At 69.9% G+C, this 20,815-nt stretch carries 15 protein-coding genes; 2 read left to right on the top strand and 13 right to left on the bottom strand.

Features of this window, described 5'->3' with window-relative positions:
- Window positions 1-28: 28 nt before the first annotated feature.
- On the top strand, window positions 29-1,492 hold the full coding sequence (locus SH922_RS36970) for an MFS transporter (RefSeq protein WP_393062903.1): 1,464 nt from the start codon (window positions 29-31) through the stop codon (window positions 1,490-1,492).
- Window positions 1,493-1,631: 139 nt separating this feature from the next.
- On the opposite strand, the gene SH922_RS36965 is transcribed toward SH922_RS36970, so the two are convergent.
- Both SH922_RS36965 and SH922_RS36960 read right to left on the bottom strand, forming a co-directional pair.
- On the bottom strand, window positions 1,632-2,132 hold the full coding sequence (locus SH922_RS36965) for a pyridoxamine 5'-phosphate oxidase family protein (protein ID WP_393062902.1): 501 nt from the start codon (window positions 2,130-2,132) through the stop codon (window positions 1,632-1,634).
- Between the two features lie 428 nt (window positions 2,133-2,560).
- The gene (locus SH922_RS36960) at window positions 2,561-2,890 is read right to left on the bottom strand and encodes a hypothetical protein (RefSeq protein WP_393062901.1); all 330 of its coding nucleotides are present in this window, start codon (window positions 2,888-2,890) and stop codon (window positions 2,561-2,563) included.
- A gap of 609 nt (window positions 2,891-3,499) precedes the next feature.
- Between SH922_RS36960 and SH922_RS36955 the strand changes: the two genes are divergently transcribed.
- The gene (locus tag SH922_RS36955; protein ID WP_393062900.1) at window positions 3,500-3,832 is read left to right on the top strand and encodes a hypothetical protein; all 333 of its coding nucleotides are present in this window, start codon (window positions 3,500-3,502) and stop codon (window positions 3,830-3,832) included.
- Between the two features lie 299 nt (window positions 3,833-4,131).
- Here SH922_RS36955 and SH922_RS36950 read toward each other — a convergent pair whose 3' ends face one another.
- The 11 genes from SH922_RS36950 to SH922_RS36900 are packed head-to-tail and all read right to left on the bottom strand — an operon-like array spanning window position 4,132 to window position 20,798.
- Window positions 4,132-6,237, bottom strand: coding sequence for a beta strand repeat-containing protein (locus SH922_RS36950; protein ID WP_393062899.1), 2,106 nt, complete (start codon window positions 6,235-6,237; stop codon window positions 4,132-4,134).
- Between the two features lie 40 nt (window positions 6,238-6,277).
- Window positions 6,278-6,868, bottom strand: a complete 591-nt coding sequence (locus SH922_RS36945) for a hypothetical protein (protein WP_393062898.1) — start codon at window positions 6,866-6,868, stop codon at window positions 6,278-6,280.
- Window positions 6,861-11,129 (bottom strand): LamG-like jellyroll fold domain-containing protein, encoded by a 4,269-nt coding sequence (locus tag SH922_RS36940; RefSeq protein WP_393062897.1) that lies wholly within the window; start codon window positions 11,127-11,129, stop codon window positions 6,861-6,863. The genes SH922_RS36945 and SH922_RS36940 overlap by 8 nt, the downstream gene beginning before the upstream one ends.
- Window positions 11,126-12,451: a baseplate J/gp47 family protein gene (locus tag SH922_RS36935; protein ID WP_393062896.1), complete on the bottom strand. Its 1,326-nt coding sequence runs from the start codon at window positions 12,449-12,451 to the stop codon at window positions 11,126-11,128. The genes SH922_RS36940 and SH922_RS36935 overlap by 4 nt, the downstream gene beginning before the upstream one ends.
- Window positions 12,448-13,116, bottom strand: a complete 669-nt coding sequence (locus SH922_RS36930; RefSeq protein ID WP_393062895.1) for a hypothetical protein — start codon at window positions 13,114-13,116, stop codon at window positions 12,448-12,450. The genes SH922_RS36935 and SH922_RS36930 overlap by 4 nt, the downstream gene beginning before the upstream one ends.
- Window positions 13,113-13,487: a hypothetical protein gene (locus SH922_RS36925; protein WP_393062894.1), complete on the bottom strand. Its 375-nt coding sequence runs from the start codon at window positions 13,485-13,487 to the stop codon at window positions 13,113-13,115. The genes SH922_RS36930 and SH922_RS36925 overlap by 4 nt, the downstream gene beginning before the upstream one ends.
- A complete protein-coding gene (locus SH922_RS36920; protein WP_393062893.1) occupies window positions 13,487-15,232 on the bottom strand; it encodes a hypothetical protein in 1,746 nt (581 codons plus the stop codon). Before SH922_RS36920 ends, SH922_RS36925 begins: the two co-directional genes overlap by 1 nt.
- Window positions 15,223-15,648 carry a hypothetical protein gene (locus tag SH922_RS36915; RefSeq protein ID WP_393062892.1) on the bottom strand — a complete coding sequence of 142 codons (426 nt, stop codon included), beginning with the start codon at window positions 15,646-15,648 and terminating at the stop codon, window positions 15,223-15,225. The genes SH922_RS36920 and SH922_RS36915 overlap by 10 nt, the downstream gene beginning before the upstream one ends.
- A complete protein-coding gene (locus SH922_RS36910) occupies window positions 15,645-16,154 on the bottom strand; it encodes a hypothetical protein (protein WP_327319622.1) in 510 nt (169 codons plus the stop codon). The genes SH922_RS36915 and SH922_RS36910 overlap by 4 nt, the downstream gene beginning before the upstream one ends.
- A 22-nt stretch (window positions 16,155-16,176) precedes the next feature.
- Window positions 16,177-20,613 carry an AHH domain-containing protein gene (locus SH922_RS36905; RefSeq protein WP_393062891.1) on the bottom strand — a complete coding sequence of 1,479 codons (4,437 nt, stop codon included), beginning with the start codon at window positions 20,611-20,613 and terminating at the stop codon, window positions 16,177-16,179.
- Entirely contained in the window at window positions 20,598-20,798 is a 201-nt protein-coding gene (locus SH922_RS36900) for a hypothetical protein (RefSeq protein ID WP_393062890.1), read from the bottom strand. The genes SH922_RS36905 and SH922_RS36900 overlap by 16 nt, the downstream gene beginning before the upstream one ends.
- Between the last annotated feature and the right edge of the window lie 17 nt (window positions 20,799-20,815).

Raw genomic sequence — 20,815 nt, 5'->3', positions numbered from 1 at the left:
GTCGCCTCGCCAAAGGAGGCTACGAACCTTGTCCAGCAGCACAGCACCCTCCGGCCAGAGCGGCACCGCCACCGCTCACCGCGGCGCCATCCTGACCGTCATCCTCTGCGTGCAGCTTCTGAGCGCCATCGATATCACCGTCATGAACATGGCATTACCCAAGATCCAGCACTCACTGGACGTCTCCCCCACGGCGCTGTCGTGGGTGCTCAACGCCTACACGCTGGCCTACGGTGGTTTCCTCCTGCTCGGCGGGCGGATGGGGGACATCCTCGGCAGCCGCAAAGCTCTGATGACCGGCGTCGCGCTCTTCACCGTGGCCTCCTTCGCAGGAGGCTGCGCCCAGGAGACATGGTGGCTGCTCACCGCCCGGGTGTTCCAGGGGCTGGGAGCCGCACTCGCCCTGCCGTCCACCATGGCGCTGATCGTGCGCACCTTCACCGGTCAGGAGGAGCGCACCAAAGCGCTCGGCATCTCCGTCATGGCCTCCGGCATCGGCTCCACCGGCGGCCTGCTGCTCGGCGGTGTGCTGACCGACCTCGCCTCCTGGCGGTGGGTCCTGTTCATCAACGTGCCCATCGGCATCGCGGTGCTCGCCCTGACCCCGCGGCTGATCGCCCGGGCAGAGCCGCAGGGAGGCCGGTTCGACGGCGGCGGCGCGCTTCTGGGCACGGCCGGCATGAGCGCCGTGGTGTACGGCTTCGTGCACGCCGCCGACGAGGGCTGGTCCAACACCGTTACCGTGGGCTCGTTCGTGCTGGGCTTCGTCCTGCTCTGCCTGCTCGTACGGGTCGAGTCCCGGCACGCCCAACCGATCCTGAACCTGGGCCTGTTCACCAACCGCAACCGGGCCGGAGGCTTCCTCGTCTTCGTCTGCTCCGGCGGCGCGATGTTCGGGATGTTCTTCTTCCTCACCCAGTTCGTGCAGAACGTGCTCGATATGAACCCCATCCAGGCCGGACTGGCGTTCCTGCCGATGTCGCTCGGCATGATCGTGGTGCCGAGGACGCTGACACCGCGGCTCGTCAAGCGGTACAGCCCCAAGACGTCGATGGTCACCGGGCTGATCATGGTCGCCGCCGGCATGGTGTGGCTGACCCGTATCTCCGCGTCGACCGGCTACTTCAGCGGGATCATGGTCCCGATGCTGCTGGCCGGCGCCGGCGTCGGCCTGCTCAACTCGCCGCTCGCGGCGACCATCCTGGCCGACGTCCCGCCAAAGGAAGCGGGCGGCGCGTCCGGCGCGCTCCAGACGGTCGGCATGATCGGCGGCTCGATCGGTACGGCGGTACTGGTCACCGTCTTCGGCAGCGCCATCCGCAGCCACGGCGGCACGGCCACCAAATCCGTACTGGCCGACAGCATCGCCACCACCTGCTTCGGCGGGCTGGCGTTCGCCGTCGTAGGACTGCTGCTGGTCCTCCTGGTCATCCGCACCAAGAAGCCCGGGCCGGCCCAGCAGGTGACGCCGCAGGCCGCCCGGGCCGCATGACCGCCCCTCCCCCGCGGGAGCCCGGGCACAGCACAGGAGGGGAGGGGCCGGGAAACGGTTGAAATTCCGTTTCCCGGCCCCTCCCCTCCTGCCGCCGGATAATACATGGGGGTATCCGGCGTGAGAACTCCCGGCTCGGTCAGTCGCTCTCCGGAAACACCCAGCGCGTGGCGGTGTTGAAAAGCGGCGCGTTCCACCCCAGCACCTTGGTCGGCGTAATCTTGAAACCGGGACCGCCATATCCTTCGGGGGTGAAGACCCCCTCGTCGGTGGCGACCGTTTCGTGATTGAAGTGCTCCTTATAGCCGGTGGAAATCACCTGGAGCATGTCTTTCCCGTAGAGCCGGTCGCACCGCCCCTCCACGATCACCACCTCGTCACCGCTCTCGGTGTGCACGGTGACGTTGTTGTCGGCCTCGATGTAAGCGACCGAGCGGTTCGTGGTGGAGAACCACAGTCCGCCCTGCCGCCAGAATCCCCAGACGGGCCGGGTGTGCGGGCTGCCGTCCAGGGCCTTGGTGGTCAGCCAGAAGTTCTTCGACTCCCGCAGCCGCTTGTGCGCCCATTCCCACTCCAGCTGCGGGCCGGTGGCGGTGTAGCTGAATATCCAGGCGGGCTCGGTAACCGGCTCACGGTCCATGTGCAACAACTCCGTATTCGCCATCGAAGTTGCTACCTCCATTCCGTCTAGGCAGGATCACGTCACGTTCGCTTACACGCTAGCGAACCGATCGCGCACGACAACCCCTAACAAGCCCCAGCCCGACGGGCGCACCTGGGCGTATCCGGCTGGTTTCGAAACCGGCTTTCACACCCTTTCAAAAGGCGACCGCAAAAGATAACATGACGCGAAGAGCCGTCGGATTCCCGAGGCTCGACGGCACAATGGCACGACAGTCCACCCGAATGCCGGCTCGCACGGTCCCCCCGTTACCGTGCGCGTCGGTCGGCCGCCGCGATCGTGGTCCGCCACCGGCGACCCTCGCAGCGCCGGGCGGTGACGGGGAGGACGGACAATCCCCCCACGTCCGTCCTCCCCGTCACCGCCTGCCGAGACCGCCGTGCGCCTCAGTCGTTCAGGGCGACCCACTCCAGCGCCATGGCCCGGACCTCATCGAGCGCGGAGGTGTCGCCGCCGGTCTCGTCATACGCCGCCGCCAGCCGGACGAACGCCGCGACGAACCCGCCGATGAGCAGGCTGATCCGGTCCTCGGCCTCGCCCGAGACGATATCCACGGCCTCCTGCGCCGAGACCCCCGCGGGCAGATCACCGTCGAGACGGGCGAGATCGTCCATCAGTAGCAACAGGCGGTCGCGCTCCCCGTCCCACGGCTCCTCGGGCATCAGTGTCAGCGCGAGGATTCCCGCAACCAGCCGCCAGATATCGCTTTTCGTCATGTACGACATGGTGCCCGACCCCGGCGCCCGCCCCGAGCCACCGTTCACAACACGCTGTTCCGGCCGGAGGCCAACGAGGAAGGCGGACCGCAGGTCGTCAGATCGTGCGCGGGCGTTGACAGTTCGGAGCGAGACACTGCTCGCGGCCCCTACCACTTCGGTCTGGCCCAGTTCGGCCAGGTCGGCGCCGTACGAACGATCCGTGACGCCGCCGGCACGGCCACGATCGTCAGCACTCGGTGCAAGACGTTCCGTCGCCCCGGCCCACCCGTTCTGCCAGGTTTGACCTCAACCACCGCACGGGCCCGGTGGTGTTCTCGAGTTGATCGGGCTGCTCACCAAGCGGCTGGGCCCGTATCCCCGCCCCCGGAAGTCGAGCAACCCACCCTGGAAAGTCTGGGGTTCACCCTTCGTTGAACCCCGGACTACGGTTGCAGACCAGCGCGCCGCCCGAACCAACCGGCCCGGGCCCGGGGCCGACGCACGGATGTCATACCGACTCGGGGAGGACCGGCGCCCGATGACGGACCGCTCTCTGAGAAAGCTCCACACCAAGCACGCCGACCTGCCCTCCAGCAAGCATGGCAACCCACCACAATGAGGTGAATCATGACCACTCCCGAAGCTGCGGTCAGCGAGCTGCTGGGCAGGATCGACCAGCTCGCCCGATGGATCGACACGCAACGATCCCGGATCGGCGAGCCGACCGAGCTCCTCAGACTGGTGAACGACGTGGAGCGGCTGAGGATCGACGCCGCCGGGATCTCCAGCGCCTTGCGGTCGCTTCCGTCGCCCCAACGGCACTTCGTAGCGGTGTCCGACGTGCCCTACGACCCGAACCTCTGGCTCGGCGCCGACGACGAGGGAGTGGGCGGTCAGCCACCCTACGGCCAGACGTCGCGTGCGGGCAACGAGTCTGACTGGCGCAATCGCAGGACTTGAAGAGCGTGCCCATGCCGCCAGCAAGCTGGCCGGGACACGCCCGACCGGGTCCCCCGGCTCTCCCTTGCCGTGTGACGTGGGAGGGGTGGCGCCGGAGCCGGGTGCCGCTCAGTCGGCCAGTGACGCGGTGACCGCGTCGTTGTCCTTGTCCACGGGGACCCGTCGCCGGAGAGGCGTTGCGCATCGGGGTCAGCCAGGGACCGTTGGGTCGTTGAAGCTCTGTCCTCCCCCGTCCGAGCCATCGGGCCATCGGGCCATGAACGGGAGCCAGCCCGGAGACGGACTCACACGGCGCCAGGTCACCCTGGCCCCGGCCGCTCCTGGGGCGCGGTGTCCCGTGCTGCGGGCTGGGCGACGAGGGCGGGGAGGGAACGGTCCGCCGGCCGGCCGATCAGCTCCGGGTGCACGAAGAACCCCTTCTCCTCCTCGGGCTTGATCTCGTCGGTGGTCAGCGGGTTGGCCCGGGCCCAGTCGTCGCAGCGGACTCCGGTGATCTGCCAGCAGACCTCAAGGCCCGCCCCGCCCCCCGCGATCGTGAAGGTGTGGTCGGTGAGGGGACGGCTGACGTGGAGATCGGGGGCCGGCGCGCCGACGGCGGTGAGCTGATAGCGGAAGGACTCGTTCAACGACTCGAACCAGTCGGGCAGTTCGACCGTTGCGAAGCCGTCCTCGTCGAGGACGGCCGTGCCGTCGTAGACGTTCTTCAGCTCGGAGGACACGACCGCGGCGTGGACCAGATAGCGGTCTTCGGGCTGGATCGGGTGGTCGATCCTCATGCGGTTCGCGCCTTCGAACACCGTTCCGGTGATCACGACGTCGCCGTCCAGGTAGGCGGCTCGCGACGCCCCCGTCGCGTACAGACCGGTGGCTCCGTCGGCTTCGACTCCGTAGCCCTGGGCGCTGGTGCCGGAGACGCCCGAACCGAAGGTGCAGGTGCCCTCGACGCCGGGATTCGTGCCGCCGCCCTTGCCGAACACCCCGGCGTTCCCCGTACTGCTCCCGGACAGGCCGGGCCCGGCACCTCCGGTGCCCTGTACTCCGGGATTCGCGCCACCGCCCTTGCCGGACACTCCCACGCCCTGCGTACTCGTGCCCGAGACACCGGTGCCCTGAGTGCTCGACGCGGAGACACCCGCGCCACTCGTGCTCTCGGCGAGGACGCCCGCACCGCTGGTGCTGACGCCCTTGAGTCCGGCGCCGCCGGTGCCGGTGCCGGCGACGCCGGCGCTGGATCCGCCTCCGGTACCGGTGACGCCGGCGCCCTGCGTACTGCTGCCGGCCACGCCCGGGCCCGAAGCGCCGGTTCCCTCCACGCCGGCGTTCGCACCGCCACCCTTCCCGGTGACGCCCACCCCCTGCGTGCTGCTGCCTGAGACTCCTGCGCCCTGAGTGCTCGTACCGAGCACACCCGCGCCGGACGAGCCGACGCCCTCGACTCCGGCGGAGGTCCCTCCGCCCGTGCCATGGAGGCCCACGCCGCTGGTGCTGGTACCAGAGACGCCCGGGCCGCCGGCTGCACGGCCCGAGACGCCCGCGCCCTTGCCCTTCCCCTCGCCGGTGACGCCGTCGCCCTTTGTGCTGGCGCCCGCGACACCGGGGCCGTCCGTGCTCGTGCCGGACACTCCCGGTCCGGCCGGGGACTTCCCGTCCACTCCCGGTGAGGCGCCACCCGCCTGGCCGAGGACTCCGGAACCTTCCGCACTCGTTCCCGAGAGTCCGGGGCCGGCGGTGGCCGTGCCGACGACGCCCGCGCCCCTGCTGCCGCCCGTGCCCGTGACGCCGTCGCCTTGGGCGCTGGTTCCCTGGACCCCGGGGCCGGTGACACCGGAGCCCGTGACCCCCGGGCCGGAGCCGGTGCCCTCGCCCGAGATGCCGGGGCCGCCGGCACTCGTGCCCGACACCCCGGGGCCGGCGGTCGAGGACCCGAGCAGCCCAGGGCCGGGCCCGGTGACCATGCCGGACACACCCGCGCCCTGGACGCTGTTGCCCTCCACTCCAGGACCCTCGCTGCCGATGCCGAGGACGCCGGGGCTCTTGGGAGCTCCCTTGCCCGTGACTCCGATCCCTTGGGCGCTCTCGCCCTTCACGCCCGGGCCTTGACCACCCCTGCCGAACACCCCGGGGCCGGTTCCCTTGCCGAGGCCCGACACCCCGACCCCGCCGACGCTGATCCCGGCAACGCCCGTGCCCCCTTGGACGTTCTGGGACCGGCCCACGACTCCTATGCCGCCGTCCTGTTTGTTGTCGCCGAACACGCCACCGACCGGTTCCTCGGCCGTGCCCGTGTTCCCGCTGCTGCCGATGACACCGCTCCCCTCGGAGCTGTCCCCCCACACACCGAACGCCGGCGGGTCTGCGTACCCACTGGATTCGTCCTGTCCCGTGATCGGTCCCGCGGCTGACATGGTCGTCTCCTCTCGGTGCGCCGAAGGGCGCTCCGGACAGTCATTGGTAGGCCAGTCGGACGCAGAAGACCTTCACCGCCTTGTTCGCTTCCGCGCCGTCGACGTCGACCTTCAGGTAGTAGCGGCGCGACTCGTTCGAGATCTTCACGTCGCCGTCCAGTTCGACAGGGGTGCCCAGATTCGTGGACTCGACGAGGACGTTGGTTCCGCCTGCGCTGTTCTTGATGTCACGGCTGACGAGACTCACCTTCAGCGTGCCTGTGCTGGACACATTGGTCCCGGTCACGAGCAGCGACCGCACAAAAGCACCTTCCGGAAGCACGACGTTCATGAAGCCGTGCGCCTCGGTCTTGCCATCCAACTTCTCGACCATGTCGATGGCCTGCGACCAGGCCGTCCGCTCGGTTCCGGCGTCGGTGTAGCGCACCAGGGCCGGGGTGAGTGTGAGAAAACTCGTCGGTGCGCCCAGCGCTTCGATGATCTTGTTGATCTGGTTCTGCGCCAGCCCGGCGAACTCGTCCTCCAGCAGGTGGAACCGCTGGTTGAGCCCGTCCTCGCCGCCCGCTTGGACACGGTCCCGGTTGTCGATCCAGTCCTTGTGGCTGAACTGAGGTCGGTAGAGCTCAATCATGACGGTCGTCCTCGCGTAGGTGGATGAAGGGTGATGAGAACGGATCCGCGACGTGATACGTCGGGAAGGTGTAAAGACGGGGCCGTTCCGCCTCCTCGGGGTCGAGACCGGCCAGGGTTCTCAGCCGGTCGGTGCGGCATTCCACGCCGAGAGGGTGAAACCAGTTGAGAACGTTGAGGATCAGGTCGTACTGCTCCTTCGTGACGGCCACGCCGGCCTGCGACTCCAGCGTGGGCTTCAGCCGGACCTCGCACTGGTAGGGCCGCAGCCCCTCACCGGGGAGGTAGGTGGCCCGGATGCTGACCCGTCCGGGTACGCGGCCGACGACCCTGCACACCGGGGCGTCGGGCGTCGCCGGTTCGGCGGTTCCGTGGCCTTCCGGAGTGGACGACCACGCGAGTACCTCGCCCATACCGGTGCCCAGCGGAAGCTCGGCGTCGAGCCGCGGCGGGGCGGGCGGATGCTCACCGAGAGGTGCGGGATCGGCGAGGAGCACGGTGCCGCCGCGGCGCGGAGCCATGACGAGGCAGGGCGGGTACGGGGCACCGGAGGGGCTCGCTGCGAGGGCGGTCCCGCCTCGTCCGGGGCTGAACACCTGCGGCAGGCGGAGGTCGGTGGCGACGTCGACGAGGTGCACCCGGCCGGCCGCCGATGCCGAGCCCTCCGTCGCCACGTACAGCAGCTTCCCGTCGCCGCTGAGGCTCAGCGCCACCGGCTCGGCACCTGCGGGGAAGCCGTCGATGAGAGCCGTCGGATTCTGGCCCGGCGGGCGGTACACCCGGATGCCTCCGCCGCCGCCCGAACCCGCTCCGGGGCAGATCACGTACAGCTTGTTCCCGTCCGCCGTGACGGCGGCGGAGTGGGCCTTCGGGTCGCCCGTGTCGACGGTCTCGCGCAGGGTCAGTGGCGCGCGTTGCACACGGCACCATCGGCCGTTGTCCAGAACGGCGAACAGGAAGGGGCTGCCGGCGGCAACCACGAGGGACTTCGGCACGGCCGGTAGTTGCAGCGGGGTCGCCTGCACGCCGGTCGTCAGGGCGAAGGCACGCAGGGTCTTGTCGCCGCAGCCGGCGTAGAGCCGGTCGGTGTCGGTCGCCAGGGCTGTGGGGCCGGGGCAGGTGAGCTCCGAGGGGGTGGTGGCCGGCTCCAGGTTCGCAGGAGTCAGGACCGAGATACGGCGGAGCCGTTCGTGCGCCACGAAGAGGCGTCCGCCGCCGAAGGCGAGAGCACCGGGGAAGGGGGCGACCCTGCGCGAGGTGCTCAGGCGAATCCGGGGAGCGGGGCGCCCTGAATCCGCCTTGAGCGCGAAGGAGGTGATCCGGTGCGTGCCCGGCTCGGCGAGGAAGACGAGTGAGCCGTCTGCGGCGAAGCAGGCCGCTGTGGGGTCGGCGGCGGGGGTGACCTCGAACAGGACGGACTCCCCGGCGTCGACTTCGCTCGGGCCGGTCAGCGTGAGCTGCTCGCCGGGGGCGACGGCGACGCGGACGGTCTCCGGACCGCCCGACTCGGGTGCGTCGACCCGGACGAGGTCGAAGCCCGCCGCGAAGGCCCGTGCCGCGAGGGCCGGGGCGGTCAGCGCGGGGTGACGGAGCCGCAGGGCCCGGCCCTGGGCGTGGAGGACGGTGTCGGGACCGGATTCGGCCTGGCCCTCCAGGGGCGGTTCGCCCTCGACCTCCGGGACGTACGACTTGAGCACCATGAGGTCACCGGCCATGGCCGATAGCAGGTCGAGCAGCCGGTCGAGGGCGTCGGCGGTGACGCGTTGCATCATCCGGTTGCCGGGCTCGGTGCCGTAGTCGACGTGGCGCGGGGGCTGGGTCAGGTCATCGGTGCGCACGCGCAGCATGTGCGGGTCGAAGTCGGTGGTGGGCGGACCCGCCGCGGCCACCTCGACGGGGTCCCGGCGACCGGTGCCGCCTACGCTCTGTCCGGCCGTGAGGGCGGTGTCGGAGAGGCCGATCCGGATCAGGCGGGTGCCGCTGCCGACGTGGCCGTGGCGCACGACCTCGACCCGGACCGAGACGTCGCCGGCGCCCAGGGCGTGCAGGGTGCCGGGCTCGCGTGGCAGGAAGACGGCGTCACCGGCTCCCGAGCGGAGGACGGACCAGCGGATCTCGGCATCGGTGAGCTGGGAGGGGTCGGGCTCGATGCCGAGGACGAGTGCGCCGCCTTCCGTGACATCCGGCAGGCCGGAGGGCGCGTCCGTGGTGCCCGTGGTGATGCGGAAGACATCGCCGCGCGGCTGGGCGGCGTAGATGTGGCCCTCCCTGGTGTGGTGGACCCAGCCGAATCCGGCCGCGTGGGCGAGCGCGCCGAGTTGTGCGGGGCCGATGTCCGGCTCGTGGGTGAGGAGGACGGCGCGCCCGACGCCGTGCAGGCCGGTGGCGGCGTCGTCGTACGCCTTGAGGACGTGCAGTGAGCCGGTGGCCGTGACATCCGGTTCCGCGGGCCGGCCTCCCGTGGGCCGGTCCAGTCCGGCGAGGCGGTCGCGGAGGGCGTCCAGGGCGCGGACGACGACGAGTTGCATCCGGCGGCTGTCCTCGCCATCCGCGAAGGTCAGTCCGGGAGAGTCCGGATGGCTGATGAGCCAGGCGGGGTCGAAGTCGGGTTCGTCCCGGGCGGCGGTGCCGACGGCGGACTCCTCCGGCGTGCCGAATTCGCCCTCGGCGGTGACGGACTGGCTCACCAGGAGTTCCGTCGGGAGGACGCGCAGGGGGTGTCCTCCCGTGGCCACAAGAGCGGTCTGTTCCCTCACCTCGAAGGGCTCGGGGTCTTCCGGGTCGGCGGCGATCGCTCCGGCCGCCGCGTTCACCGCGGTCTGGAGTCCGTCGGCTGTGGGCAGCAGCCAGCGGTGGAAGATCCGGAGCCTGCGGCGGTACTGCTCGTCGGCTTCGCCGGTGACCGGGTCGAAGGTGTCACGGGCCGCGCCGGACAGCCTGACCTCTTCGATCAGACCCGTGTACTGCGCGGTGGTCTCCCCGTCGTCCAGGACCTCCGTGCCCCGGCCGATCACGAGCTCGGCGGTGCTGGTCAGTGCGCCGAGGGATGTGCCGGTGGCGCGGCGGGCCATCTCCTGTCCGTCGAGGTACAGCAGGACGGTGGAGGTAGGTCCCCCGCGGGCGAGCGCGCCGGCGATGTGGTGGAAGGCTCCGTCGCCGAGGTCGCGGTCGGCGAACAGGGCGACCTCGTGGCTGCCGTCGGAGAGGGAGAAGCGGAGGTTGTGGTCGATGCCGCGGAAGGTGCCCAAGGTCAGGGACCAGCCCCTGTCCTCAGGGGTGTTGAGCTTCCTGCGTTTGGAGACGACTGCTCCGGTCGTCGCTGTGGTGGCCCGGTCGGGTCGCACGACCGCTTCGACCGTGAAGGAGGCGGTGGCGGGGAGGGCGAAGGCCGGAGCGTCGCCGACGCTGATGAGGCTCTCGCCCGGCCCGAAGCCGAAGGCGTGCGCGAAGCGTCCTGTCCGGCCACTGTGGGAGCCTGTGTTGTGACCCTGTCGGGTGGGTGTGCCGGGCGCCGCGGAGTCGACGACGGTGGTCACCTCGGCTTCGGGATCCGGGGGTTCGTCCTCGTCGGACGGCGGGACGTCGTCGAGGTGGAAGAGCGCGATCGTGTCGGCGTCCACCGCGTGTGGCCGGGGCGGAAAGCGGGGTGCGCCGAGGTCGAGACCGAGGAGGTCCAGGCTGGCGCCGTGGGCGGTGTCGGTGGTCCGCTGGGCCGTCACGTCCCGGAGGTGATCGGCGATGGTCTCGTGTTCCGCGCCGATGACCCAGAGCAGTTTGGCCATGTTCCCGAGCAGTGCGGTGATTTCCCAGGTGACGGTCCCGAAGGTACGGGCGGGGGCGAGGGGGGCGAGGTCGACGAGCCGCAGCCGGTCGGTGACGTCGGCCGCGGAGCCGGGGATCGGCACTGTCACGGCGCGTCCGGCCGGGTGGCCCACGGGGATCGGTACGTCCACGTGCTCCGGGGCCGCCCCGTCTTCCCGGGTGAAGGAGACCCGGACGGTGAGGGGTTCGGTGACGTCCTGCCGGGGGGCGAGCAGATAGCGGGGGGAGGCGGGCGGCTTGCCGTAGAAGCGCTCGTAGCCGGCGAAGCCGTACTCGCTGACGCGGACCTTCCCGCCGTCCCGCGCGGTGTCGAGCGGAACGTTCATGCGCTCCATCCCCCGGTCGTACGTGGCGGGGAGGGCGTCCCGCATGACGGCGAGGGCCCCGCCCGGCAGCGGGTCACGGAAGCGGAGAGGGCCGCAGGGGTTCGTCGTGCTCATGTGACCACGACCTGGAGGTCGGCCATGGAGGTGTCCACGGAGAATCGGGCGATCTCGTCGGGGGCGAGGTCCAGGTTCTCGCCCACGGACAGTTCATGGGAACCGCCGTACGTGCCTCCGCCGTAATAGGTCTGCCCGAATGCGGGGGCGAAGCGGCGCAGCCGCAGGCTCTGCACATCCACCACGCCCGCGGCGGTGCGGGCACTGAGGACGATGTCGGAGTAGAGCACACCGTGTCCGAGCCGGAGCCGGTTGACGGAGGCTCGTACGGCGTCGAGGATCTCGCCCTTGACGGCTTCCTCGTCGTGGCCCGCCTCGACGACCAGCGTGGCGCGTATCCCGACGTCGACCTGGTTGGCCGCGAGGATGTCGGGGAAGACCGATACCGGCCGCCACTGCCGTACGACGTCGAGGACCTCGTCGTACACGCCGGGGACGAGCGCCTCGCCGCTGTTCCAGGGCCAGCCGGGCTCGGCGGCGACGACGAGGTCGAAGAAGTAGGGGGAGCCGGTCTGACGCTCCCTGGAGAAGGCGCGGCTGCCGAAGCGGAAGGTTCCGAAGGAGCGCCGGGTGGCCTCCACCCCGCCGAGGGGGTCGAAGATCGCCGCGTCGCGCACACCGTTCACGTCGAGCACCTGGGCGAGCAGCGCTTCCTGGGTCCACACGGTGCGGGGGACGCCGAGCAGACGGGCCCGGTAGACGGCGTCGGACTCGCCGAGGTTCCCGTCCTGGAAGGTCTGTTGCACGATGGGCTTGACCTCGGCGGTGCCCAGGTTGAGGTTGTGCCGGGCCCATTCGGGGTCGAGCCGCAGCTCGCGGCCGGCGGGGATGTTCCCCTCGGCGCCGCGCGCGACTGCCTCGACGTCGACCGTGGCGGAGGACTGCTCCGTGGAGAGGACGACGGCCCGCGTGCTCCGGAAGGCCAGGATGTGCTCGCCGGGCGCCGGCACGGTCACGACGACCGTGCCCTGCGGGAGGACGTAGCGGCGGTCAAGTTCCGGCTGGGCGATCGTCAGACCGACCGGCCCGCGGGCGCGCAGTTCGCGGCGGGGCAGTCCGAGGTCGCAGCCGAGCAGGTCCAGGCTGGGGCCCACGGCGGTGGTGATGAAGGTGCCGTAGTACTGGGATTCCAGGGCTCGCCACAGCTCGTGGCTGGAGAAGGCCGCGGCGTCCAGGACCTTTCGCAGGGCGCTGCCGGAGGTGAGGTCGACATCGTCGCCGAACATGGCTCGGGCGCGGGTCTGCTGGTCGGCGATGATCCGGTCGATGCCCTTGACGACGAACCCGTCCTCGGCGACGCCGAACCGTTCCTCGGAGGTCATGGGGTTCCCCTTGCTCGGAGGGTGAGAGTGGTGTTCGCGACGGTGTCGACGACGGCGTAGACCGCGTAGACGCGTGCCGCGTGCGCGGCGGCCACCTCCCGGCGGTGGGTCTCCTCGTCGAGTCCGGGCCGCAGCTCCAGATAGCGCGGGTCGTCGTCGAAGAACACCTCGCGCACGTCGGTGACCCGGAAGTCGGAGCTGAGGCAGCGGACGAGTTCCATCGTGAGGAACTCCTTGCGGGTGGGCAGGTCCTGGGCGTAGGCGCCGATTGCCAGGCGGTCGAAGCCGAACCGGGTGTTGAGCCGGTCGCTGCCCGCCTGGGTGGCGACGCCCAGCCCCAGCGCCTGGCTCAGGGCCTCGGCGCCGACGACGAGGGCGAGATCGTGGGAGCGTCCGTCGAGGACGAGGTCCCCGTCGTCGAGGGCGAGGCTCCGGCCGAGGCTCGGTGCGCCTTCCCGCGGGACCTCGCCCGACAGGTACGGGCGGATGTCGGCGGCCAGTTCCCGGACGGCGTCCGAGGGACCGAAGGCGGTCGCGAGCGTCGCGGTGGGCGGCGAAGTGCCGGCCCTGAGGGAGTCTCCGGCCTGCCCACCGGGCCCGTCTCCGACCCCGGCACCACCGACGGGAGGGCCGTCGCGCGGTTCCAGCGGTTCGTTCTCGGTCATAAGAGGGCCTCCAGCACGCTCTGGCCGGGGTTCTCCACCGTCCACCGACCGGGTCCCTGCCCGCTCGCGGTGACCCCGGAGGCGGTGGCCAGCAGGACCGGAGTGCCGCCGACGATCAGCTTCTTCGACCATCCGTCGGGGGTCGCCGGGGTGATGACGCAGGGCTGGGGCCCGCCGGGAGTGGTCGCGGTGCAGGGCGTGATCATGCCCGGTACGGGGGTGGCAGCCGAGCCGAACGCAAGGCCGCTCTCCTTCCCTGCGAGGATGACTCCGCTGCCCTTGACGGTGGCCCGGGGGTCGCCGGCGGCCAACGTGAGCCTGCCCTGGTGGGTGCATTGGATGATCGCGCCTTCGACGAGTACGAGGGGCATCAGCTGATCGCCACCTTTCCCTTGCCGATCGTGAGGGTCACTCCCCCGGACTTGAGCACCACGTCCTGGTTTCCGCCGTCGACGGTGACGTTGCCGTCGGCGTCGATCTTGACGGTGGTCCCCGACTGGTGGGTGAGCAGGAAGACTTCGGCGTCCCCTTCGGTGGGCCGGTCGCCGACGGGTGAGCAGGCCTTCTCGCCGATCGCGATCTTCAGCCCGATCGCCTCCACGACCCGGCGGCCGTCCGCGGCGGTCAGGTCGTTGGCCCCCTTGCCCGTGGGCTTGGGCGAGTTGCCGCTGGTGAGCTCGGTGGGCAGGCAGAGCCACCAGTCGCCCTCCTTGGACTTCGGGCGGTCCGTCTTGGGATCGTTGGCCCACAGGAAGCCCGTCACCACGGCGTCGTCGGGGTCGTCCCTGACCTGGTTGAGGAGGGCGCGCATGCCGCTGTACACCGGGACCGACAGACCGACGTTGTGCCAGGCGAAGGGTGACGCGACAGGCTTGTCGTGCCGTTCCCCGTTCTCTCCGGTGACCGCCACGTCCACGCTGGGCGAGGCCATGGCCTCGTTGGGCCGCTGGCCGACGAGTACGCTCGCCACCCGCTTGGCCGGCATGGCCTTGTCGACGTTGCCGACGTCGACGGAGGGGGTGACGGCGGCACGCTCCTGGGCCTTGCCTGCGATCAGGTCGGCGATGGAGTGGGCGCTCGCCTTGCGGGCGAGCTCACTGCGCCGGTGGTTGCCGCCCTCCATGCTGAACTCCACGGCGCGGCCGGAGCACGTGTATCCGGTCCGCGGCGAGAACGTGTGGGTCAACTGCAGGACGCGGAAGCCCCGGAGCGGCTTCTCGTAGCCCTCCACTCCGGCCGCCACCATCTGCCCGGCCCGGAGGGAGGGGACGCCGAGCACCGTGAAGTCGAAGACCCCGGCCTTCGCCGGGTCGGCCGGGTCGGTGGTGAGAGTCTGTTTGCCGACCGCTTCCAGCTGTGCGGGTTTGAACTCGGCCAGCCGGGCGACGGTCATCGTCTTGTGCGCGACGAGGCATTCCTCGCTGAGCATCATGGCCGCGAGCACCGCGTCCTTGGGAATGTCGGGGAACCTGCTCTCCTCTGGCGGATGGCTGAGGGTCTTCCCGCACTGGACCGCCCCGTCCTGGACGAGGATTTCGTACCCCCATTCATCGGCCACTCCTCTGAGCAGCGCGAAGGCGTTCTTCCCGGTCCTGTTGATCTCGCGGAGGTAGGCGCACGGTTCCTCCGGACCCACCGTCTTGACCCCTGCGAGCCCGGCGATGTGCTTCGCCGCGTCGTAGGGCGTCGTCTCGGTCTTCGAGAAGGCGGCCGTGGGCGGACTGCTGCGTGGGTCGGTGTGGTTGAGCAGCCGGTACGCGGCCTCCTCGAACCCGGTGAGGCGCATGGCGAGCGGAGGGAACCGGGTCGTCGACTTGATCGCGTCGACCCTGCCCGACAGAACCACTTCCCGAGCGGAGGGGTCGTCCAGGTATCCGAGGTGGATGTCGACGTCAACTCCGGCCTCGGGGCCGGTCTTCTTGACGAGAGCGTCCGTCAGCGCCTTGTGAAGGTCGATCGGCAGGTCCGCGAAGGTGATGTCGAACGTTCCCGGTTCACCGATCTCGTACTTGATCGTGATCTCGGCGTCGGCCAGCACCGACCCGCTGCGGGCGTCGTTCGAGATCTTCTGCCGCAGGATCGGGAAGTCGAGCAGGTACCAGAGGATCACACCCATCGCTGTGCCACCCCGATCACTATCCGGGAGCCGTAGTGGCCGCTTCCGTTGAGGTTCCCGCGGGCCACCGTCGCCTCGACGAGCTTGACGGCCAGCGGTCCCGCGGCGTGGACGAGATCCGGCTCGGGCACGAGCTTGCGCAGGAAGAGGACGCGCGGGCCGTCGGGACCGGGCCCGGTCACCCTGAGCACCAGGTGGCCGGGGGGCACCGGCTGCAGTTCGGGTTTGATCGGCTGGGGCACCCGGCTCCACTCCGCAAGGTCGTACAGCGTCTCGGGCGGGTCGTCCTCACCCCCGTCGAAATTGGCGTACAGGGCGAAGTCGTAGGCGATGTCGCCCACCGGGCACCGGAAGACCTGAGGAAGCCCCGCGTCGGGCTCGACCGGAAGCCGGTGGTAGAGGAGTTCGGCGGTCATAGTCCACCTCCCAGCTGGCGGGCCGGAGAAATCATCTCGCTCACGCTGGGGATCGCGACGGAGCCCGCGGCGAGCGCAAGATCCATGGCCTCCCCGAGCATCGCGGTCAGGCTGGAGCGGGGGACCTGTTCGAGGCTGATGGTGACGTCCAGGGCGTCGCGCTTCTGGTTGGACTGGGTGAAGCGCAAGCTGGTGATCTGCATGTCGAGGCTGACGGTCATCCCGCAGACGACCGGCAGCCCGGCCACCTTCATCAAGGGCGCTGTGGAGCCAGCCAGCGCACGCGAGGTGAGCGCCATCGCCTCCAGACCCTTCTTGGACAACAGACGGGTCCTGCCGACGAGTACCGCTTCCACGCTGATCGATCTGGTCGTCGGCGCGACGAGCTGGGCGAGGCGGCTGCCGGCGATCCTGGCCACCTGATACCCCTCGCTGAGGGACAGGCTGGTGACCGTGAACAGCGGCACCGCGCCGATCAGGACGGGAACGTTCACACCGGCGGGCATGGTCCGCGCCTGCTTTCCCTGGTCATCTCTCCCGGCCTCCTTGCTTGTTCGCTCGCTTCTTCTTCCGCGCCGGTTTCGGCTGATCCTCGACGACGTCGTGCAGTGGTTCGCCCAGCACGTCTTCGGTGCCCACGTCGATGCGGCTGCGTGGTTCGGGCTCCACGCGAATGCGCGGCTCGGGCTCGATGCGAATGCGGGGTTCGGACTCCACGCGAATGCGCGGGGCGTCTGCGGACGACTCTGAGGGCTGGGCCTCGGTGGCCACCCTCGTGCGCACTTCCGCCTCGGGCAGGGGCTCGGTCTCGGACGTGGCCGCAGACTCGGGCTCGGGCTTGACCTCCGGTTTGACCTCCGGTTTGACCTCCGGCTTGGGCTCGGGCTTGGCCTCCGGCCTGGGCTCGGGTTTGACCTCCGGCTTGGGCGTGGACTGGGTCTTGGGCTTCGCCTCGCGCTTGGGTGTGGCCTCGGATTTGACCTTGGCCTCGGCCTTGGGCTTCACCTTGGGCTTGGCCTCGACCTTGGGCTTGGCCTCGACCTTGGGCTTGGCCTCGGACGCGGGCTTCCCTTCGGCCTTGGGCCTGACCTCGACCCTGGGCTTCGCCTCGGACGCGGGCTTCACCTCGACCTTGGGCGTCACCTCGGCCTTGGGCTTGGCCTCGACCGTGGACCTGACCTCGACCTTGGGCGTCACCTCGGACGCGGGCTTCGCCTCTGCCTTGGGGCCGACCTCGGCCTTGGGCTTGGCCTTCGCCTTCGCCGGGGGCTTGGGTTTCGGTACCGGCCCGGGTCCCGTCGTCTTGGGACTTGCCTTCCGGGGCGCCCTTGGTGCCCTCTTCTTGCGCGGTGGAGCCTTCACCTTCTCGAGCAGGTCGAGCTGCTCCGCGTCGGTCAGCCACTCCAGGTTGTGCTTGTACCCGTCGAACCACTGGGCGAAGTTCTCATGGCCCGCGCCCGTGGCGGGGGGCGGGTGCCACCCGTGGATGAGGTCCTCCTTGATCCTGGACATCTCGTGGATCACCCCGGCCTCCCCGCTCTGCTTCCTGGCCTCGACCAGTCGCCTCGTTATCTCCTTGTAGTAGTTGTCCGTGTGCAGCACCTGATGGCGTGTCGCCGCCTGCGCGATGATCTTCGGGTCCGTGGAGGTCTTGGGCAGGTAGATGCCGTTCAGCGGGTCGTCATCGGGATTCACACCCGCCCATTCGAGGATGTCCCTCACCGGCTCGGCGCGACGGTCCGACGCCGGCGCAAGGTGGTGCGCGTCCTCGCCGTACGCCTTGTGCTGGCCGATGCCCTCCATGGACGCCGTCAGCTCGTGCGACGGCGACCCGGCCTCCCCGGTCTTCGACTTGAGCTTGTCGCGGGCGCCCAGCTGCTCCGCCGGGGCTTCACCGGGCTCGTGGTGCAGGGCCTTGGCCTCACGGCTCGCCTTCGCCTCCGCCTCCGCGAAGATGTCGGCGACGTGGCCCTCGGTCGTATGCTCGGCCTTCAGCAGGTCCTCGAACTTCTCCAGGTGCTCCATCGCCTTCGCGGGGTCGGTCTCGGACGTCCGCGCGATCTGCTGCAGCGCGTTCCCCATCGCCTTCGGGTTCTTGACCTTGTTCTTCGGGAACCGCTTGCGCAATTCCTTGATCCGCTGCAGTACCGGGGCCCGTTCGGCGACCGTCGCCTTGACAGGGGGCGCCTTGAACGGCCGATCAACCCTCCGCCAGGCACCCTTCTTCCCCTGCCGCAGCTTGTCGAGGAGTTCGCTGAACTCCACCGCCTTGCCGTCGGCGACGTCTTTCGCACGGATCTTCTCAAGTCTCGCGATCATGGCGTCGAAGGCTTCGGCCCCACCGGCGGAGCGGGCGTGCATCTGGCCCACGACGGCGATCCCGTACTGGTGAACGGCGTCCATGCGCCGGCTGTCCCCGGCCAGCATCGCCAGCAGGTCCGCCTTCACCTCGGCCTGGGCCCCGATCCGGCCGAAGCCGATCTGTTCCAGCATCTTGGTGAACCGAGCGCCCTCGCCCTCCTGGAGCGCATCGGCCATTCTGCGGACCTCGGCGATCGCGAAGCCGTCCTTCCCGGTCAGCCGGCCGAAGGCATGCGCCAGCTCCGGCGTGAGGCCGCCCGACTTGGCGCCGAACACGCGCAGGACCTCGGCCTTTCCCCGGATGTCGGTGATGACGGGGCCGAGCCGTGGGTGCTCCATCAGCGCTGCCAGACTGCCGCCCTTGGGCACCTCGACCTCTTGCAGGACCGCGCCGAGACGGGCGCCGTCCTCCTCGGGCAGCATGATCAGCAGCTCCGCGACCGCGTGCTCGTCCTTGAGCCCGTTCAGTACGGCGCTGCCCGCGTGCAGTGCCTCGGCCAGCCGGGTGAACCGTGCGGCGATCTTCTCGCCTTCGAACACCTTGAGCATCTTGAGGAAGCGCAGGATGGCGACGATCTTCTCGATCTTGACGAGTGCCTCGACTGCGGCCTGGATCTCCGAGATCCAGGTGAGCGCCTCGATGATCACGGCCCATTTGATCCTCGTGGCCGCGCGTGGGCCGACCCCGAAGAGAGCGGCACCGCGCAGACCGTCGACGAGCGTGGCCCCGACCTTCTGGATCAGGACCTGCAGTTCCCTGGTCGACGCGGCGTGACCGTAACTGGCCAGGTAGCAGGTGACCGTGAGCTTGTGGAGCTCCCAGAGCCCGGAAAGGATCTTCTCGGGCTGGGTCAGCATGATCTTGAAGGAGTCGAGCGTCCCCAGGACGAATCCCATCGCCGCTCTGATGGCCTCCTCGAACTCGATCATCATCTTGAGGTCGACGACGGCGGTCTGCTCCTGCTCGACGTTCCGGCTCAGCCCGGTGTCGTGGTGCATCGACAGGTTGAGCGCCTCGGCCACGAGTCCGATGAACTCCCGTACGGTCAGGGACTTGTGGTCGCCGAACTTCTTGCCGACCTCCGTGAGCAGCTCCCAGAGCTCGCTTCCCATGTCGGCGAAGAGCTGCTCGTACAGACCGGCCCGGAGCAGGCGGTCCCGGACCGCCTGCAACTGGGCGAGGCCGTCCAGAGATTTCATGATCTCGATGATCGCGTGCCGCTGTTCTTCGAGCGTCCACGCCTTGACCAGGATCTCCAGGTACTTCTCTCTCGTCTTCTCGTCCACCAGGGCGAATGCCTTCGCGTTCATCTCGCCCAGCTGAGTGGCGGCCTTCTCCAGGCTTTCGTCGTTCCCGGCGAGGCCGGCGTCCACCAGTCGGTCGAGCTCCTGGAAGGTGAGGACCTTCAGTTCCTCGGCCGAAAGCCAGTACTCCTGGGGCGACTTGCTGATCTGGATCCAGCGTCTGCCCTCCTCCGCGCTCCCCCACACCCAGCCGCGTTCCTTGGTCCACAGCAGATTCACCCCGTACCGGTGACCGTCGAGCGTGGTGACGACGGGCAGGACGTGGAAGCCCGTGAAGGTGCTGATCCTCTGGCCCTCGAGCTCCCAGCTCGCCACCTCCTTGCCGATGATCTCGTCGGTGACGGTGGGTGCGGTGGCGACGGCCCAGTAGAAGCTGTCCGCCGTCCCGAGCGGCCCCTCCAGGACGGCGAAGGAACGGGCGCCGAAGAGGTGGTCGCCCAGTTGGACCGCATGGATGAGGCTGCGCGAGCGTGCGTGGCGGGTCGCCTCGCCCAGCATCACGAGCTGGGCGGCGCCGATGACCATCACGGCGCGTCCGTCGACGGGGCTCGGCCCCTGGATGACGTCGCTCTGCGGATCCGTCACCACCGTCACGCCGGGATCCTGTTCGGAGCCCACCTCGGCAGCCCCACTCGCCTCTTCGGGTTCGCCCGGCGCGGGAGCGGCTGCCGTCGTCGTCTCTGTGCCGATGGTGGCGGAGGCGGGGGCGGCCGTCCCGGGAAGGGGCGGCGCCTGCGACGCGGTGTCGGTGGTGGGCGTACCGGTCTCGGCGCCGGCCGTGTCCGTCGTGGTGCCCGTCTCGGAGGTCTCCTGTGCGTCGGCCGCCGGCGCGCCGACGTGTGCGGTTTCCTCTGCACCGTCCCCTCGCATCTCGCCTGGGTCAGCCGCTCCGGCCCCCTGTCCGGCACCGCCCCTTCCTTCCTTCTCGTCCCCCTCGTGCCCTCCCGGACCATCTCCCCCGCCGTCGTCCGTGTCGGCCACGGCAACAGCGAAGGTGAGGTGGCCGGACCCGCCCGGAGTGGGCTCCACGGGTGTTCCGGCCGCCGTCCCGTCGCCGTCCGGTGGCCACACCTGCCGTGGCCCGGTGATCCCCGCGCCCTCGTCGTCCTTGTCGATCGCGTCGGCGACCGCGCGGAGCAGCAGTGTTTCCAACATCCCTTCGTAGGAGGGCCGTTCGTCTTCACCGGTGAACGTGACCGACGTCGGCAGATGCAGTCGCCGGTACGCCACGCCGCGTACCGCCGTCTCCACGGCGGTCCCGGGTGCGACTTCGACGGGTTTGTTCACGGCGCTGCCCACGAGTGATCCGACGCCTCGGCCGGGACGATCTCGGTGTATCCCGCTGCCGCGATCTCGGCCCGCGCAAGGCGCAGGCGTGCGATCAGGGCCTCCTCGACCACCTCGCCCAGGCGCTCCAGAGCAGCGGGCGAGGGAGTCCCCGTGATCCTCACGGTGATGGGGAAGTGACAGGTGATCGTGGGCATGTGAACGCTCCTGCCGC

Origin of the sequence: Streptomyces sp. LN549 (assembly GCF_043203805.1) — a bacterium.
Taxonomy (GTDB): domain Bacteria; phylum Actinomycetota; class Actinomycetes; order Streptomycetales; family Streptomycetaceae; genus Streptomyces.
Note: the sequence above shows the minus strand (reverse complement) of the source record. Positions and strands in the feature narration are given on the sequence as shown.

Coding starts and splice junctions, on each gene's coding strand:
- SH922_RS36965 (WP_393062902.1), bottom strand. CDS start 2,132: ATGGACCGTGAGCCGGTTACCGAGCCCGCCTGGATATTCAGCTACACC.
- SH922_RS36960 (WP_393062901.1), bottom strand. CDS start 2,890: ATGACGAAAAGCGATATCTGGCGGCTGGTTGCGGGAATCCTCGCGCTG.
- SH922_RS36955 (WP_393062900.1), top strand. CDS start 3,500: ATGACCACTCCCGAAGCTGCGGTCAGCGAGCTGCTGGGCAGGATCGAC.
- SH922_RS36950 (WP_393062899.1), bottom strand. CDS start 6,237: ATGTCAGCCGCGGGACCGATCACGGGACAGGACGAATCCAGTGGGTAC.
- SH922_RS36945 (WP_393062898.1), bottom strand. CDS start 6,868: ATGATTGAGCTCTACCGACCTCAGTTCAGCCACAAGGACTGGATCGAC.
- SH922_RS36940 (WP_393062897.1), bottom strand. CDS start 11,129: ATGAGCACGACGAACCCCTGCGGCCCTCTCCGCTTCCGTGACCCGCTG.
- SH922_RS36935 (WP_393062896.1), bottom strand. CDS start 12,451: ATGACCTCCGAGGAACGGTTCGGCGTCGCCGAGGACGGGTTCGTCGTC.
- SH922_RS36930 (WP_393062895.1), bottom strand. CDS start 13,116: ATGACCGAGAACGAACCGCTGGAACCGCGCGACGGCCCTCCCGTCGGT.
- SH922_RS36925 (WP_393062894.1), bottom strand. CDS start 13,487: ATGCCCCTCGTACTCGTCGAAGGCGCGATCATCCAATGCACCCACCAG.
- SH922_RS36920 (WP_393062893.1), bottom strand. CDS start 15,232: ATGGGTGTGATCCTCTGGTACCTGCTCGACTTCCCGATCCTGCGGCAG.
- SH922_RS36915 (WP_393062892.1), bottom strand. CDS start 15,648: ATGACCGCCGAACTCCTCTACCACCGGCTTCCGGTCGAGCCCGACGCG.
- SH922_RS36910 (WP_327319622.1), bottom strand. CDS start 16,154: ATGCCCGCCGGTGTGAACGTTCCCGTCCTGATCGGCGCGGTGCCGCTG.
- SH922_RS36900 (WP_393062890.1), bottom strand. CDS start 20,798: ATGCCCACGATCACCTGTCACTTCCCCATCACCGTGAGGATCACGGGG.